Origin of the sequence: Brevibacterium casei CIP 102111, from assembly GCF_900169275.1 — a bacterium.
GTDB lineage: Bacteria > Actinomycetota > Actinomycetes > Actinomycetales > Brevibacteriaceae > Brevibacterium > Brevibacterium casei.
Window position 1 is genome coordinate 23,394 of record NZ_FXZC01000002.1, and the last position, 16,469, is coordinate 39,862.

Genomic DNA, 16,469 nt, shown 5'->3' on the forward strand with positions numbered 1-16,469 from the left:
CATGATCCGAACCCTCGTGAGCTCCGCCGTCGCCGGTCTCGTCGGATACGGCGTGACGAAGGCCGTGCTGAACTCCCCGCTGCGTCGCCATGAGCGCGCGGTGCGGACGAACCATGCCGGACGCGACGTCTCCCTCGTCGAGGGCCCGGCCGTGACCGCAGGACTGCTCGCCGGCAGCGCCCTCATCGAAGATCCGCGGCAGCGGGCGGCCACCCTGCTCGCGACCTCGGTCTCCGGCGTCCTCGGCGCCGTCGACGACTTCCTCGAGTCCGGGTCGTCGAAGGGCCTGCGCGGTCATCTCAGCGCCCTCGCCCACGGGCAGGTCACGACCGGGGCGATCAAGGTCACCGGCATCCCCGTCGCCGCGATCATCGCCGCCGCGATCCTCGGCCCCGACGAGTCGCGCCGCCACGGTCTCCTCGACGCCTTCCGCCCCGCCGAGACGGCACCGTGGTGGAAGGCGGGCATCGACACCGTCGTCACCGGCGGGGTCATCGCCGGCACCGCGAACCTCTTCAACCTCCTCGACCTTCGCCCCGGACGCGCACTCAAGGCCGGTCTCCTCGTCCTCGGCCTCATGCCGCATCAGCGGCAGCTCACCTGGGTGCCGACCGCCGTCGTCACCGGCACGAGCCTCGCCGCGTGGCCCGACGACCTCGACGGGTCCGTCATGCTCGGCGACACCGGAGCCAACGCCCTCGGGGCTGCCATCGGCACGACCCTGGCGGCGAACACGAGCGCCGGAACGCGCGCGGTCATCCTTGCCGTCCTCGCCGGCCTCACCCTGGCCTCGGAGAAGGTCTCATTCACATCCGTCATCGAATCCACCCCCGGACTGCGTGAGATCGACGCCTTCGGGCGCACGGTGAAGTGAACCGGCTCCTCCGGGTCTTCGCCTCCGCGGCGCTGCTCGTCTCGATCATCACCCTGATCACCCGACTCGTCGGATTCCTCCGGTGGCTCGTCTTCTCCAGCACGGTCGGGGCCGGCACCGTCGGCACCGCCTACCAGAGCGCCAACCAGGTGCCGAACATCCTCTTCGAGGTCGTCGCCGGAGGCGCACTGGCGGGAGCGGTCATTCCCCTGCTCGCGATCCCGCTCGCCCGCGCCGACCGGGACACGGCCGGACGGATCGCCTCGGCGCTGCTCACCTGGGCGGTGTCCGTGACGCTGCCCCTGACGATCGTCCTCGCCGTGTTCGCCGAGCCGATCGCGACCCTCCTCGTCGACACCGCCGGGGACGAACAGGTCGCCACTGCCTCCTTCCTCCTCATGTTCTCCCCGCAGCTCGTCCTCTACGGCATCGGCGCCGTCCTCACCGGCGTCCTCCAGGCGCACCGGAAGTTCCTCTGGCCGGCGTTCGCCCCGCTGCTCTCGAGCCTCGTCGTCATCGGCTCCTACATCACCTACCGCGGTGTCGGCGGCACCGACGCGACATGGGAGACCCACATCGGATGGCTCGGCTGGGGCACGACCGCCGGTGTCGCCGCCCTCGCCCTGCCGCTGGCACTGCCGATGCGCTCGACCGGGCTGCGCATCCGTCCCACCTGGTCGTTCCCACCCGGCGTCGCCCACCGGGCGCTGCGCCTCGCCGGGGCCGGCATGGCCGCACTGCTCGCCCAGCAGGGAGCCGTGCTCGTCACCCTCGTCCTCTCCAACCGCTCCGGCGGCACCGGCACGTTCGTCCTCTTCAACTACATCAACGCCGTCTACCTCCTGCCCTACGCGGTCCTCGCGATCCCCGTCGTCACCGTGATGTTCCCGACCCTGTCGACGTGGGTGGGCCGGACGAAGGACGACGACGCCGAGGCGGCCGACCGTGAGGCGGCGGGAGTGCGGCTGCGCGCGATGACGGCGACGACCTCGGCGGTCATCGTCACCATCGGACTGCTCGGCACCGTCATCCTCTTCAGCGCCGCCGGACCGCTGGAATCGTTCTTCACCTCCATCGATGCCGTCGGCGGTCGTGACGCCGCCCCGTTCTCGGCGATGCGCACCGCGATCATGGTCATGGCCCTGGCCGTGCCCGGCTGGTCGTTCATCGCGTGGGGCTCACGGATCTTCTACGCCCTCGAACGTTCCCGCCACGCGGCGGCGGCGACGACGACCGGGTGGATCCTCGTCATCGTCGGCATGGTCGCGGCGATCGCCCTCACCGAGGCGAACGGCAGCCCCGAGCGCACGCTCGTGGCCATCTGCGCGGGCTATGTGCTCGGGATGAGCGCCGCGGCGGCCGCGCTCCTCGTCTCCATCCGCCGGGTCCTCGGCCCGGACGCACTGCGCGGCATCCTTCGCCGCGGACTCCACTCGCTCCTCGCCGCAGCGTTCGGATCCGCCGCAGGCGCGCTGGCCGCCTGGTGGCTCGCGGGTCTCATCGGCACCGGCGCGGTGCCCTCGGTCATCGTCGGGATCCTCGGAGCCCTCGTCGGCTGCCTCGTCTTCGCCGGCATCCTCGTCCTCGACCGCGGCTACGTCGCCGAGGTGCGCGGCATGCTCGCCTCCCGCCGACAGACCCAGGGACCCGCCGACCCCACCGTGCCCACCGCCCCGGAGCCGGGTCCCGACCACGACGGTCCGGGCATCCCACCCTCGACCCCCGGTGCCGCACCCCAGCGACCCGGCCCCGCACCGCAGAACGAGGAGGAGAGACCATGAGGATCGTCTACGTCATCGGCACGTCGACCGGCGGAGTCGGCACGCACGTGCGGGCACTCGCCCGCGACGTCGCCGCCGCCGGCCACGAGGTCGGCGTCATCGGCCCGGCCCAGACCGACGAGCACTTCGGGTTCTCCGCCCTCCCCGGGGTCCGCTTCGCCGCCCTCGATGTCGGCACCGGCGTCGATCTGCGCGACACCGTCCTCGTCGCCCGGCTGCGACGCATTCTGCGCGGCTTCGGCCCTGACATCGTCCACGCCCACGGCTTCCGCGCCGGACTCATCGCCCATCTCGCGACCCGTCTGCTGCGCCCGCGGCCGACCTTCATCGAAAGCCTCCACAACCAGGCTTCGGGCACCGGCATCCGCGGGAGCGTCGAGACCGGCATCGAACGGCTGCTTGCTCGCGGGGCCGATCTCACGCTGGCCGCGAGCACCGACCTCGTCGTCCGCGCCCACGACCTCGGTGCCCGCGACGCCCGCTTCTCTCCGGCAGCGGCCCCCGCGATCCGGGAGGTCGGCGCCGCCGAGGCCCGCGCGACGAGGGCGGCGCTTGCCGCCGAGTACGACTTCAGCGAGGACGCCGTCATCGTGCTCGCCGTCGGCCGCGTCGCCCCGCAGAAGAACTACGGCATGCTCGTCCGTGTCCTGGCCCGCCTCGGTCACCCGGACGCACCGACCGACACAGCCGACCCGGCCGACGCCGCCGCACCGGCCGACGCCGCCGCACCGGCCGACGCCGCCGCACCCCGCGAGATCGTCGTCCTCGTCGCCGGGGCCGCCGATGAGGCGGTGCTCGCCGACATCCGCGCGCAGTATGCAGAGGCCGCGACCGCCTCGGCGCTTCCGGCCCTCCATTTCCTCGGAGCCCGCGACGACGTCGCCGCACTCCTGGCCGCAGCGGACGTCTACGTCCTCACGAGCGTCTGGGAGGCCCGCGCCCTCGTCCTCCAGGAGGCGCTGATGACCGGGCAGGCGATCGTCGCCACGGCCACCGGGGGCACCCCGGAGCTCGTCGGGGACTCAGGCGTCCTCATCGACTCCGACGACGACGAGTCGCTCGCCGATGCGATCGGCACGCTCGCTGAGAACCCCGCGCTGCGTGCCGAACTCGGGGAGCGGGCCAGGGCCCGAGGACGGGAGCTGCCCGACGAGCGCGACGTCGCCGCCGAGCTGCTCGCCGTCTACGCGGAGACCCAGCCGTCACCGCGGGACTGAACTCCCGCCTCGGCGAACCGGGGTCCGCACGACCCCGACGACCCCGGCGACGACCAGGGCGGACACCGTGCCGAACACGGCCCCGGCCGCTGCCGAAGAGGCCGGGGGAGACCGGTAGGCTAGAGACACACGACTGAGAGGGATGAGGAATGACCGAGACCGCCGAGATCCAGCCGCTGAGCACCGACGCACGGATCCTTCACGTGCTCGCCGACACGACGGACCCCGTCGCCGAGGTGGCCAAGCTCGCCGTCATCGGTCACCTCCGGGCCGGTCACCAGGTCGGTCTCGCCGCCCACCGGTCGATCCTCGACCGCCTCGACGTCCCCGAGGACCTCATCGGGAACTACCGCGAGATCGAGCTCAGCGCCAAGCGCCGGCTCTCACCCTCGGATCCCGCCTCGGCCTTCACGCTCCACAAGATCTACCCCCACGTCGACATCGTCCACGGTCACGGCCTCCATGCCGCGACGCTGACCGGCCTCGGCTTCACCGGCCTGCCCGCCCGCCTGAGCCCGACCGCGGTCGCCACCGTCGAGAACTTCGCCCCCGCCGACGTCATCGAGAAGACCGGTGCGGAGATCGTCGCCCGCACCGCCCGCGGAGTGCTCGGCACGACCGAACCCGTCGTCGAATGGTTCGCAGGCTCCGTTCCGCTCGTCGAACGCGCCGAACTCGTCACCCCCGACATCGACACCGACCTCACCGTCACCGCCTCCCGGGCGCAGGTGCGCCGTGAACTCGGCATCGGGGAGGGCACGTGGATGGTCGCGAGCCCGATCGCCCTGAAGGACCACACGGCCCTGGCCACCGTCCTCGACGCCGCCGACCAGATCAACAGGCGCCGGCCCGACCGCAAGGTCGTCTTCGTCCTCACCGGCACCGGCCGCGACCGCCGCACCATCGCCTCCGCCTTCGCCGACCGCGGCGTCATCGTCGCCCCTGCCGGTGACCTCGTCGATGTCGCCGCCGCCTCCGACGTCGTCATCGCCAGCGAGCAGATGACCGGACTCAGCCACGAGGACCTCATGCAGCTGGCGAAGCCGACCGTCTTCATCGGCGCCGAACGCCGCGCCGGCATCTGGGGGGAGGCCGCCGACATCGTCCCCGCCGACGACACCGACGCGCTGCTGCGTGAGATCAATCATCTCCTCGACGATCCGGCAGCCCGCGGTGCGCAGGCGATCGCCGCGAAGAAGCGGGTCATCGACGTCGACAACCCCGGTGAGATCGCCGCGAGCCTCCTCGGTCTCTACGCCGAGGTCGAGGCCCTGTCGAAGTCGGCAAGCCGGGTTTGATAGAATCAAATTCCGTGGTGAATCGAATCGGGGCTCACGAGCCGAACACAGTCAAGCACATCTTCGTTACAGGCGGCGTCGCCTCCTCTCTCGGCAAGGGTCTCACGGCATCGAGCCTCGGACACCTGCTCACCCAGCGCGGCATCAAGGTCGCGATGCAGAAGCTCGATCCCTACCTCAACGTGGATCCGGGCACGATGAATCCGTTCCAGCACGGTGAGGTCTTCGTCACCGAGGACGGTGCGGAGACCGATCTCGACATCGGCCATTACGAGCGCTTCCTCGACATCGACCTCGACGGGGCGGCCAACGTCACCACCGGTCAGGTCTACTCCTCGGTCATCGCCAAGGAGCGCCGCGGGGCCTACCTCGGCGACACCGTCCAGGTCATCCCGCACATCACCGACGAGATCAAGGCCCGGATGCGGGCGCAGGCCGAGCGTCCCGCCGAGGACCGTCCCGATGTCATCATCACCGAGATCGGCGGCACCGTCGGCGACATCGAGTCGCAGCCGTTCCTCGAGGCGGCCCGCCAGGTCCGCCACGACGTCGGCCGCGACAACGTCTTCTTCATCCACGTCTCCCTCGTGCCCTACCTCGGACCGTCGGGCGAGCTGAAGACGAAGCCGACCCAGCATTCGGTGGCCGCACTGCGCTCGATCGGCATCCAGCCGGACTCGATCGTGCTCCGCTCCGATCGGGAGCTGCCCGATTCGATCCGCGGCAAGATCGCCTCCTCGTGCGACGTCGACATGGAAGCGGTCGTCTCGTGCGTCGATGCGCCGAGCATCTACGACATCCCCAAGGTCCTCCACGACGGCGGCCTCGACGTCTACGTCATCCGCCGCCTCAACCTGCCCTTCCGCGACGTCGACTGGACGAAGTGGGACTGGGTGCTCGAGCGCGTGCACCAGCCCGCCCACGAGGTGACCATCGGGGTCGTCGGCAAGTACATCGATCTGCCCGACGCCTACCTCTCCGTCACCGAGGCGCTGCGCCACGGTGGTTTCGCCAACGACGCCAAGGTGCGCATCGAATGGATCCAGTCCGATGTCTGCGAGTCCGATGCGGACGCCGCCGCGGCACTGTCGGGTCTCGACGCGATCTGCATTCCCGGCGGCTTCGGCATCCGCGGCATCGAAGGCAAGGTCGGAGCGCTGAGGTTCGCCCGCGAGAACGGCATCCCGACGCTGGGCCTGTGCCTCGGCCTGCAGTGCATGGTCATCGAGTACGCCCGCCACAAGGCCGGCATCGAGGGCGCCTCGTCCTCCGAGTTCGACCCCGACACGAAGTTCCCGGTCGTCGCGACGATGGCCGAGCAGATGTCGATCGTCGACGGTGAGGGCGACCTCGGCGGGACGATGCGCCTGGGCACCTACCGGGCGAAGCTCGACGAGGGCAGCGTCGTCGCCGAGGCTTATGGGTCGACGGACATCAGCGAACGCCACCGTCACCGCTACGAGGTCAACAACGCCTACCGCGACGACCTCGCCGAGGCGGGACTCGTCTTCTCCGGCACCTCGCCCAACGGCGAGCTCGTCGAGTTCGTCGAACTCCCGCGCAGCGAACACCCGTACTACGTCTCCACCCAGGCCCACCCCGAGCTCAAGTCGCGCCCGACGAAGCCCCACCCGCTCTTCGCGGGCCTCGTCGCCGCGGCACTCGAGCGCCAGTGAGCTGACCGTGAGCGATCTGCACGACGTCCCGTTCACCCCGGAGATCACTGCCTCCGACGAGGTGTATCGGGGCGCCGTGTGGACGATCCGGCGGGAGACCTTCGACCTGCCCGAGGCGACCGGCCTCGTCCGCGACCTCATGGCCCACACCGGGGCCGTGGCGGTGGCCTGCCTCAACGAGGCAGGCGAGATCCTCCTCGTCCAGCAGTACCGCCACCCCGTCCGCGCCCGCCTGTGGGAGGTTCCGGCCGGGCTCCTCGACATCCCCGGTGAGGATCCGCTCACCGCTGCGAAGCGCGAACTCGCCGAGGAGGCCGACCTCACCGCTGCCCGCTGGGAGGTCCTCTCCGACTCCGCGCTCTCACCGGGCGGCAGCAGCGAGACGATCCGGCTCTACCTCGCCCGTGACCTCGCCGAGGTGCCCGCTGCCGACCAGCATGCCCGCAGCGACGAGGAGGCCGGGTTCGTCTACCGGTGGGTGAGCGTGCCCGAGGCCCTCGACGCGATCGCCGCGGGGCGGATCACCAACTCCGTCGCCCAGCTCGCGATCCTCCAGGTGAGCAACGTCCTTGCCGCCGAGGCGGCCGGCCGACCCGTGCGCACCCGTCCTGTCGATGCGCCCCGGCTCCTCGTCGACGGCCGCAACCCAGCCGACGATACGGACGCCTGAGACCCCATGGCCCGTCACGGCGCCGAACTCCTTCCCGACCTTCCCGCCGAGATCGCCCGCGCGATCGGCTCCTACCTCTCGGCTCTGCGCTTCGAACGCGGACTCTCGCTCAACTCCATCGACGCCTACGCCCGTGACCTCGGCAGGTACGGGACCTGGCTGGCCGAGGCCGGGATCGACCGCCTCGGCGGGGTGACCCGCACTCACGTCGAGGACTTCGCGCTCCACCTCCAGGATTCTGGGCTCGCCCCGCGGACCCGGGCCCGCGCCCTCGTCGCGGTGCGCCGGTTCCATGCCTTCGCCCTCGCCGACGGTCTCACCGACACCGATCCCGCCTCCGAGGTCAGTCCGCCCAGGGAGGGTCTGCGGCTGCCGAAGGCGCTCTCGCTCTCCGCGATCGAGGCGATGCTCGCGACGTCGGCGGGGGAGGAGCCGGCCCAGATCAGGGCGGCGGCCCTCCTCGAACTCCTCTACGCGACCGGGGCCCGGATCTCCGAGGCCGTCGGCGCCGACCTCGACGACCTCGACCTCGAGACCCGGCTCGTGCGCCTCTACGGCAAAGGCGGCAAGGAGCGGATCGTCCCCTTCGGCTCCCATGCGGCCGCCGCCCTCGGGGCGTGGGTGACCCGGGTGCGCCCGACGATGGCCGAGAAGGCGAGGTCCGGGACTCCGGCAGGCGCCCTGTTCCTCAACGCGCGGGGCACGCGGATGTCGCGGCAGACGGCGTGGAAGATCGTCGGACGTGCCGGCAGCCTCGCCGGACTGGAGACCGAGGTCTCCCCGCACACGTTCCGCCACTCGTTCGCCACGCACCTCCTCGAGGGCGGGGCGGACATCCGCGTCGTCCAGGAGCTGCTCGGCCACGCCTCGGTGACGACGACGCAGATCTACACGAAGGTGTCGGAGGAAACATTGCGCGAGGTCTACGCCACCTCGCACCCCAGGGCGCGGTAGGGTTGGTTCCAGCACGCAACGAAAGGTGGCCGACCGAGTGATGAATCCGCAGCAGGCGTTGGATCTCCCCACAGCGACGACCCCGACGGCGGGAGCCGAGGACTTCGCCGAACCCGCACCCCTGGATTCGCACGGGCCCGCCCGGATCATCGCTATGGTCAACCAGAAGGGCGGGGTGGGGAAGACGACGTCGTCGATCAACCTCGGCGCCTCCCTGGCCGCCTACGGACGCAAGATGCTCCTCGTCGACTTCGACCCGCAGGGCGCCCTGTCGGTCGGGCTCGGCATCAACCCGTACGACCTCGACATCAGCGTCTACAACCTGCTCATGAACCCGCGCCTCGACCCGCACGAGGTCATCGTCGAAACCGACTTCGAGAACATCGACGTCCTGCCGGCGAACATCGACCTCTCCGCCGCCGAGGTCCAGCTCGTCGGCGAGGTCGCCCGCGAACAGGTCCTCTCCCGGGCGCTCGCCAAGGTCGCCGGCGAATACGACGTCATCCTCATCGACTGCCAGCCCTCGCTCGGCCTGCTCACCGTCAACGCGCTCACCGCCTCCCACGGCGTGATCATCCCGCTTGAGACCGAGTTCTTCGCCCTGCGCGGCGTCGCCCTCCTCGTCGAGACGATCGAGAAGGTCCAGGACCGGCTCAACCCCTCGCTCGAGATCGACGGGATCCTCGCGACGATGTTCGACTCGCGGACCCTGCACTCGAAAGAGGTGATGACCAGGGTCTCCGAGGCCTTCGACGACAAGGTCTTCGACACCGTCATCAACCGCACCGTGAAGTTCCCCGACGCCTCCGTCGCCGCCGAGCCGATCACCTCGTTCGCGCCCAAGCACCCCGGCTCCGAGGCCTACCGGCGCCTGGCCCGGGAGCTCATCGCCCGCGGAGGCGCACCCTGAGCGAGACCGCCGTCGAGACCGTCGCCGACGACGATGCCGTCGCCGACGACGGCGCCGAGCACGGGTTCCAGGTCGAGCTGGAGAACTTCTCCGGCCCCTTCGATCTGCTCCTCGGCCTCATCTCGAAACGTCGCCTCGACATCACGGAGATCGCGCTCGCCGAAGTGACCGACGAGTTCATCGCGTACACGACGCAGCTGTCGGAGAAGGACGGGGGCAGCGGGTCCAACCTCGCCGAGATCTCCGAGTTCCTCCTCGTCGCCGCCACCCTCCTCGACCTCAAGACTGCGCGCCTGCTCCCGCACGAGGAGGGGGAGGAGGAACTCGACCTCGAACTCCTCGAAGCCCGTGACCTCCTCTTCGCCCGCCTGCTCCAGTACAAGGCGTACAAAGCCGTGAGCGGCTTCCTCTCCGAGGCGATGACCGCAGGCTCCATCCGCGTGCCCCGCTCGGTCGGCCTCGAGGAGGAGTTCCAGGACGTCCTGCCCCCGCTCGAGCTGAGCATCGGCCCAGGTGAGCTCGCCTCCCTCTTCGCGACCGTCCTCCAACGCGACCACACCCCGCCGACGGTCGCCGTCGACCACATCCACCTCCCCCTCGTCAGCGTCTCCGAACAGCGCGGGCACATCCTCGGGCTGCTGCGCTCGGGCGACGTCGACTTCCAGGACCTCCTCGACACCTCCGAGAACACGCTCGTCGTCGTCGCCCGGTTCTTGGCCCTCCTCGAACTCTTCAAGGTCGGCCTCTGCGACTTCGACCAGGCCGAACCGCTCGGCCCGCTCGTCATCACGCGGACCGAGACCCCCGAGGACGGCGTCGATCTGCGCACCGAAGGTGCGTGGAGCGCCGAGGAGGACGGGGACGGTGGGGACTCTGCGGACGACGGCACCGCCTCGGCGGGAGAGACGGACGACGGCACCGCCTCGGCGGGGGAGACGAACGGGGACGACACGACGGAAGGCCGGGCATGATCGACGATGAGATCCTCTCCGGCATCGAAGCCGTGCTCATGGTCAGCGACTCCGCGGTGTCCATCGAGGAGTTCGCGGCGGCCCTCGGCATCGACGAGGACACCGTGACCGAGGCGATCGCGGAACTGGCCCGTGACTACGACGGTGCCCCCGCCGGCCCCGACGGGCAGGGCGCCACGCGGCAGCGGGGCTTCGAGATCCGCGCGGTCGCCGGCGGCTTCCGCCTCCACTCCCGCGGGGACTACCACGACGTCGTCAAGGACTTCCTCACCGCCGGGCAGAGCGCGAAGCTCTCCCAGGCAGCGCTCGAGACGCTCGCCGTCATCGCCTACCGACAGCCGATCTCCCGGCCCCGCATTGCCGCGATCCGCGGGGTGAGTGTCGACGGCGTCATCCGCACCCTGCTCCTGCGGGGTCTCATCGTCGAAGCGGGGAAGGAGGCGACGACCTCGGCGCTCCTCTATGCCACGACCCACCAGTTCCTCGACGCCCTCGGCATGGTCAGCCTCGACGAACTGCCCGACATCGCCCCGTACCTGCCCGAGGACGCCGACCTCGAGGAGTTCGGCGCCGATGAGACCGAGGTCCTCGCCACAGTCGAGGACGGAATGTCACCAGAGGACGATTGATTTGAGACAATGGTCCCCATGAGTCCCTACCGCGATCCCAGGGCGCCCGGCGGGCGCAGCAACCGTCCGAGCCGCAAACAGCGCGCGAACGCGAAGAAGGCCCCCACCGGCACGGGCGAGACCTCGGACGCCCACGTCAGCGGGGGAGTGCGCCTGCAGAAGGTCCTCGCCGAGGCGGGGCTGGGGTCCCGTCGCGCGTGCGAGCAGCTCATCCTCGACGGCCGGGTCGAGGTCGACGGGAACATCGTCACCGAACTCGGCACCCGCATCGATCCGGAGACCCAGGCCGTCTACGTCGACACCCTGCGGATCTCGACGAGCCCGCAGAAGGTCTACCTCGCGCTCAACAAGCCCGCCGGGGTCGTCTCGACGATGAAGGACCCCGAGGGGCGCAAGAACCTCAGCGACTACGTCGGCAACCGCGCCGAGCGGATCTTCCACGTCGGACGCCTCGACACCGACACCGAGGGCCTCATCCTGCTCACCAACGACGGGGAGCTCTCCAACCGCCTCGCCCATCCCCGCTACGAGATCCCCAAGACCTACCTCGCGCAGGTCAAGGGGCAGATCGCCAAGGATGCGAGCGCCCGGCTCAAGGCCGGCATCGAACTCGACGACGGGATCGTCACGGTCGACGAGTTCAAGCTCGTCGACTCGACGCCTGGCCGCTCCGTCGTCGAACTCACCCTCCACTCGGGCCGCAACCGGGTCGTGCGCCGTCTCCTCGCGGCGATCGGCAACCCCGTCGAACGCCTCGTGCGCACCCAGTTCGGACCGATCTCGCTCGCCGAGCAGCGGCAGGGCAAGATCCGACCCCTGCGCTCGGATGAGATCGGCGAGCTCTTCGAGGCCGTCGACCTGTGAGAGTCCACATCATCGGCACCGGGCTGCTCGGTGCGAGCCTCGGCCTCGCCCTGTCCGGGCGCGGGCACACGGTCACCCTCGAGGACACCTCGCCGACCGCTCAGCAGCTCGCCTCCGACCTCGGCGCCGGTGAGCCGGTGGCCCCGGCCTCGCCCGGGCCGGCCTCGCCCGGGTCGGGAACGGCCGTGCCGGGAACGGCGGGGGACTCACCGGGGGCGACCACCTCGGCGGGGGAGGGCATCGACCCGGACATCGTCGTCGTCGCCACCCCGCCCGACGTCGCAGCCCACGTCATCGCCGCAGCACTTCGGAACTACCCGCGCGCGACGGTGACCGATGTCGCGAGCATCAAGACCCGCCTGCTCGAGACCGTGCGCGGTCTCGTCACCGCCGACCAGCTCGACCGCTACATCGGCTGCCATCCGATGGCCGGACGGGAGAAGTCTGGGGCGATCTCCGCCCGCCCCGACCTCTTCACCGCCCGACCGTGGGTGATCTGCTCCGACGACGACACGCCGGCCTCCCGGCTGCGGGAGGTCGTCGAGATGGCCGAGGCCACCGGCGCCTCGGTCACCCACCTCGACCCGCGCATCCACGACGCCGCGGTCGCGAAGGTCTCCCACGTCCCGCAGGTCGTCTCCTCCCTCGTCGCCTCCCAGCTGCGCCACGCCCCGCTCGATGAGGTGGCGCTCGCCGGGCAGGGACTGCGGGATGTCACCCGCATCGCCGCCTCCGACCCCGGACTGTGGACGCAGATCCTCTCCGGCAACGCCGAGGAGGTCCGGACGGTGCTGCTCGCCCTGCGCGGGGAGCTCGACTCCGTCATCGAGGCGCTCAGCCTCGGACCCGGGTCGACCGGGGCGATCGCCAGGGCCATCGCCCACGGCAACGAGGGACACGACCGGATCCCCGGCAAGCACGGACAGGCCCCGACCGCATATGCTGTCGTCACGGTCCTCATCCCCGACACCCCGGGGACCCTGGCCTCCCTGTTCAAGGACATCGGGGACCTCGGCATCAACGTCGAGGACTTCCGGATGGACCATGCCCCGGGGCGCCGGCTCGGCATCGTCGACGTCTCCGTGATGCCCGCGAACGCGAACGAACTCGAGACCGGACTGCAAGCACTGGGATGGCGGATCCCCGAATCCGCCATCGAGAAGGAAGGAACCACATGAGCGTCGTCGCCATCGACGGACCCAGCGGGGTCGGCAAGTCGAGCACTGCGAAGGAGGTCGCCCGCCGCCTCGGCTTCGCCTACCTCGACACGGGTGCGATGTACCGCGCGATGGCGTGGCTGGCGCTCAGCCGCGGGGTCACCGATCCCGTCGACGTCCTCGAGCAGGTCCGCGGGGCCGACCTCGAGATCTCCACCGACCCCGACGACTTCGCGGTGTCCGTCGACGGCATCGACGTCGCCGAGGAGATCCGCAGCGCCGAGGTCTCCGAGAACGTCCAGACCGTCTCCGCGGTCCCCGACGCCCGCACCGAACTCATCGAACGGCAGCGGGAGATCATCGCCGCAGCGTCCCCCGGCATCGTCGTCGAAGGCCGTGACATCACGACCGTCGTCGCCCCCGACGCCGAGGTCCGCATCCTCATGACCGCCCGCGACGACGTCCGCGTGGCCCGCCGGGCCAAGGAGGTCCACGGCAGTGCCGACGCCGAGGCGGTCGCCGCCACCGCGTCGCTCGTCACCGGCCGTGACGCCAAGGACTCGGCCACGACGAGCTTCCTCACCGCCGCCGAGGGCGTGTACACCCTCGACACGAGCGATCTCGACTTCGAGCAGGTCGTGGGGACCGTGCTCGACCTGGTGAAGGACGCAGAATGACCGACGAGGAATTCCACGAGACCCCCGATGAGGCGCTCGCCGAGCGTCTCGAGCGGATCAGCGACGAAGAGGCTGAGCAGCGGGCCACCGCGCTCGAGGCCGGACTCGAGAGCTACGAGCTCGAGGACGAGGACCGGGCGCTGCTCGACTCCCTCGGCTTCGAGATCGAGGACGAAGAGGCGATCGGCGCCAACCCGGTGCTCGCGATCGTCGGCCGCCCCAACGTCGGCAAGTCGACGCTCGTCAACCGCATCCTCGGCCGCCGTGAGGCCGTCGTCGAGGACGTCCCCGGTGTCACCCGCGACCGCGTGAGCTACCAGGCGGAGTGGAACGGCAAGGACTTCACCCTCGTCGACACCGGCGGCTGGGACTCCGACTCGAAGGGCATGGCCTCGCGGATCGCGATCCAGTCCGAGGTCGCCGTCGACATGGCCGACGCCGTCGTCCTCGTCGTCGATGCCACGACCGGACCGACCGCGACCGACGAGATGGTCGTGAAGATGCTGCGGAAGAAGAAGAAGCCGGTCATCCTCGCCGCGAACAAGGTCGACGACGAACGCGGCGAGCTCATGGCCGCCGAACTCTGGGGGCTCGGCCTCGGCCAGCCGTGGTCGGTCTCGGCCCTCCACGGTCGCGGCGTCGCCGACCTCCTCGACGAGGCGGTCTCCGTCCTCCCCGAGGTCTCCGCCGTCGATACCCGCATCGAGGAGGGCGGTCCGCGTCGGGTCGCCCTCGTCGGTCGACCCAACGTCGGCAAGTCCTCCCTGCTCAACAAGCTCGTCGGGTCCGAACGCGTGCTCGTCGACAACGTCGCCGGCACCACCCGCGACCCCGTCGACGAGCTCATCGAACTCGGCGGCAGGCAGTGGCGCTTCGTCGACACCGCGGGCATCCGCCGCCGCGCCCACCAGGCCAGCGGCGCGGACTTCTATGCGGCCCTGCGCACGCAGACCGCGCTCGAGCGCGCCGAGGTCGCCGTCGTCCTCCTCGAAGCCCAGGAACCGCTGAGCGAGCAGGACGTGCGGATCGTCACCACCGCCGCCGAGGCGGGACGGGCCATCGTGCTCGCGTTCAACAAGTGGGACCTCCTCGACGAGGAGCGCCGCTACTACCTCGAACGCGAGATCGAACGCGACCTCGCCCACGTCGCATGGGCCCCGCGGGTCAACATCTCCGCGAAGACCGGCCGACACGCCGAGAAGCTCGTACCGGCGATGGAGACCGCTCTGGAGAACTGGGACAAGCGGATCCCGACCGGACGCCTCAACGCGTTCCTCGGCGAACTCGTCGCAGCGAACCCGCACCCGGTGCGCGGAGGCAAGCAGCCGCGCATCCTCTTCGGCACCCAGGTGCAGTCACGGCCACCGAAATTCGTCCTCTTCACCACAGGATTCCTTGAACCGGGGTATCGTCGTTTCATCATCAGACGACTCCGCGAGACGTTCGGCTTCGAAGGGACGCCGATCGAGGTCTCGATGCGGATCAGGGAGAAGAGACGAGGTCGGTAGTTGAGCGCAGGCACTGAGCCCCAGGCAGTCACTCCGTGGCACGCCAGGCCGCCGGCGAGAGCACTCGTCGTCGTCCTCACGATCGCCGGGCTCGCCTACGCCCTGACGTTCTTCCGCGGACTCCAGGAGATCGTCGCTCCGGTCTTCCTCGCGCTCAACTTCTACATCGTCGTCTACCCGCTGCAGCGCTGGCTGACGAGGCATCGCGTGCCGGGGGCGCTCGGCGCGTGCGTCTCCGTCGTCCTCGTCCTCGTCATGCTCTTCGGGTTCTTCGGGCTCACCGCGTGGGCGATCGCCGAGCTCGTCATGCTCATCCCCAGCTACGGCAATCAGCTCGTGGCGACCTATCACAGCCTCATGTCGATGCTCGGGGAGCTCGGCGTGACCTCGAACGTCCTCGAAGCGCAGCTGCGGCAGTTCAACGTCCGTTCGATCTTCGACGCTGTCAGCCCGCTGCTCACCAACGTCTCGCTCGGGGCGGGTCTGCTCACGACGGTGATCATGGCGGTCTTCTTCGTCGCCATGGACTCGATGGGGATGTCGTCGCGGATGGGGATGCTCAAGGACGCCAAGCCTGCGCTCGCGCAGTCGCTGGGCGGGTTCGCGTCCGGTGTGCGCCGCTACTGGGTGGTCGCGACGATCTTCGGCCTCATCGTCGCGATCCTCGACGTCGTGGCGCTGGCGATCATCGACGTCCCGCTCGTCTGGGTGTGGGGTGTGCTCGCGTTCCTCACGAACTACATCCCCAACATCGGCTTCGTCATCGGGCTCATCCCACCCGCCCTGCTCGCCCTCGTCGACAGCGGGTGGCAGTCGGCCGTGTGGGTGATCGTCGCCTACAGCGTGCTCAACTTCGTCATCCAGGCCATCATCCAGCCGAAGTTCACCGGCGAGTCGGTCGGGGTGACCCCGCTCGTCTCCTTCCTCTCCCTGCTCTTCTGGGTGTGGGTCCTCGGATGGCTGGGCGCCCTCCTCGCACTGCCCGCGACCCTGCTCCTCAAGGCCCTCCTCGTCGACGCCGACCCGAAGGCGAGGTGGGTGAACATCCTCATCGCCTCCGACCCGCGCACCGCCCACACCCCCGTCCACTGACCCCGACCGCCTCGGCGAGGATCCGTCGATCAACGCTGAGCCGGGCGGACCGCCTCGGCGAGGGTCCGCGGCCGCCGGCACGCCACGACGGCACGGGCACGCACTCCGGTCGGCCACCTCGGCGAAATTCCGTCGATCAACGCAGAGCCGGGTTTCCGCGTCGCGGGCGGCGCGGATTTCGTGCCTCGCGT

The 16,469-nt window shown here is 70.2% G+C and carries 15 protein-coding genes; all 15 read left to right on the forward strand.

The annotated features are described in order from the left end of the window. Position 1 precedes the first annotated feature (1 nt). Positions 2-874, forward strand: coding sequence for a hypothetical protein (locus BC102111_RS03780; protein ID WP_101623648.1), 873 nt, complete (start codon positions 2-4; stop codon positions 872-874). Continuing rightward, entirely contained in the window at positions 871-2,655 is a 1,785-nt protein-coding gene (gene murJ / locus BC102111_RS03785; protein WP_101623649.1) for a murein biosynthesis integral membrane protein MurJ, read from the forward strand. Before BC102111_RS03780 ends, murJ begins: the two co-directional genes overlap by 4 nt. Next, a complete protein-coding gene (locus BC102111_RS03790; RefSeq protein ID WP_101623650.1) occupies positions 2,652-3,872 on the forward strand; it encodes a glycosyltransferase in 1,221 nt (406 codons plus the stop codon). Before murJ ends, BC102111_RS03790 begins: the two co-directional genes overlap by 4 nt. A 149-nt stretch (positions 3,873-4,021) precedes the next feature. Beyond that, positions 4,022-5,170: a glycosyltransferase family protein gene (locus BC102111_RS03795; RefSeq protein ID WP_009380006.1), complete on the forward strand. Its 1,149-nt coding sequence runs from the start codon at positions 4,022-4,024 to the stop codon at positions 5,168-5,170. Continuing rightward, positions 5,167-6,846, forward strand: coding sequence for a CTP synthase (pyrG, locus tag BC102111_RS03800; protein WP_095376830.1), 1,680 nt, complete (start codon positions 5,167-5,169; stop codon positions 6,844-6,846). Before BC102111_RS03795 ends, pyrG begins: the two co-directional genes overlap by 4 nt. A gap of 7 nt (positions 6,847-6,853) precedes the next feature. Further along, entirely contained in the window at positions 6,854-7,516 is a 663-nt protein-coding gene (locus BC102111_RS03805; protein ID WP_009380002.1) for an NUDIX domain-containing protein, read from the forward strand. Positions 7,517-7,522: 6 nt separating this feature from the next. Further along, positions 7,523-8,470 carry a site-specific tyrosine recombinase XerD gene (gene xerD, locus BC102111_RS03810; protein WP_101623651.1) on the forward strand — a complete coding sequence of 316 codons (948 nt, stop codon included), beginning with the start codon at positions 7,523-7,525 and terminating at the stop codon, positions 8,468-8,470. Positions 8,471-8,510: 40 nt separating this feature from the next. Beyond that, complete coding sequence (locus tag BC102111_RS03815) at positions 8,511-9,380, forward strand: ParA family protein (protein ID WP_009379999.1); 870 nt, start codon at positions 8,511-8,513, stop codon at positions 9,378-9,380. Between the two features lie 119 nt (positions 9,381-9,499). Next, a complete protein-coding gene (locus BC102111_RS03820; protein WP_257957706.1) occupies positions 9,500-10,351 on the forward strand; it encodes a segregation and condensation protein A in 852 nt (283 codons plus the stop codon). After that, on the forward strand, positions 10,348-10,980 hold the full coding sequence (scpB, locus tag BC102111_RS03825; protein ID WP_101623653.1) for an SMC-Scp complex subunit ScpB: 633 nt from the start codon (positions 10,348-10,350) through the stop codon (positions 10,978-10,980). The genes BC102111_RS03820 and scpB overlap by 4 nt, the downstream gene beginning before the upstream one ends. A gap of 18 nt (positions 10,981-10,998) precedes the next feature. After that, positions 10,999-11,844 carry a pseudouridine synthase gene (locus tag BC102111_RS03830; RefSeq protein WP_232252593.1) on the forward strand — a complete coding sequence of 282 codons (846 nt, stop codon included), beginning with the start codon at positions 10,999-11,001 and terminating at the stop codon, positions 11,842-11,844. Then, a complete protein-coding gene (locus BC102111_RS03835; protein ID WP_101623655.1) occupies positions 11,841-13,022 on the forward strand; it encodes a prephenate dehydrogenase in 1,182 nt (393 codons plus the stop codon). The genes BC102111_RS03830 and BC102111_RS03835 overlap by 4 nt, the downstream gene beginning before the upstream one ends. Continuing rightward, positions 13,019-13,678: a (d)CMP kinase gene (gene cmk / locus BC102111_RS03840; RefSeq protein WP_009379994.1), complete on the forward strand. Its 660-nt coding sequence runs from the start codon at positions 13,019-13,021 to the stop codon at positions 13,676-13,678. Before BC102111_RS03835 ends, cmk begins: the two co-directional genes overlap by 4 nt. Next, complete coding sequence (gene der / locus BC102111_RS03845; RefSeq protein ID WP_063248823.1) at positions 13,675-15,186, forward strand: ribosome biogenesis GTPase Der; 1,512 nt, start codon at positions 13,675-13,677, stop codon at positions 15,184-15,186. Before cmk ends, der begins: the two co-directional genes overlap by 4 nt. Next, a complete protein-coding gene (locus BC102111_RS03850) occupies positions 15,187-16,278 on the forward strand; it encodes an AI-2E family transporter (RefSeq protein ID WP_009379992.1) in 1,092 nt (363 codons plus the stop codon). It begins immediately after the preceding gene. The last annotated feature ends 191 nt before the right edge of the window (positions 16,279-16,469 follow it).

Excerpts from the sequence above, each read along its gene's own strand:
- BC102111_RS03780 (WP_101623648.1), top strand. The coding sequence starts at position 2 with ATGATCCGAACCCTCGTGAGCTCCGCCGTCGCCGGTCTCGTCGGATAC.
- BC102111_RS03790 (WP_101623650.1), top strand. The coding sequence starts at position 2,652 with ATGAGGATCGTCTACGTCATCGGCACGTCGACCGGCGGAGTCGGCACG.
- BC102111_RS03795 (WP_009380006.1), top strand. The coding sequence starts at position 4,022 with ATGACCGAGACCGCCGAGATCCAGCCGCTGAGCACCGACGCACGGATC.
- xerD (WP_101623651.1), top strand. The coding sequence starts at position 7,523 with ATGGCCCGTCACGGCGCCGAACTCCTTCCCGACCTTCCCGCCGAGATC.
- BC102111_RS03815 (WP_009379999.1), top strand. The coding sequence starts at position 8,511 with ATGAATCCGCAGCAGGCGTTGGATCTCCCCACAGCGACGACCCCGACG.
- scpB (WP_101623653.1), top strand. The coding sequence starts at position 10,348 with ATGATCGACGATGAGATCCTCTCCGGCATCGAAGCCGTGCTCATGGTC.
- BC102111_RS03830 (WP_232252593.1), top strand. The coding sequence starts at position 10,999 with ATGAGTCCCTACCGCGATCCCAGGGCGCCCGGCGGGCGCAGCAACCGT.
- cmk (WP_009379994.1), top strand. The coding sequence starts at position 13,019 with ATGAGCGTCGTCGCCATCGACGGACCCAGCGGGGTCGGCAAGTCGAGC.
- der (WP_063248823.1), top strand. The coding sequence starts at position 13,675 with ATGACCGACGAGGAATTCCACGAGACCCCCGATGAGGCGCTCGCCGAG.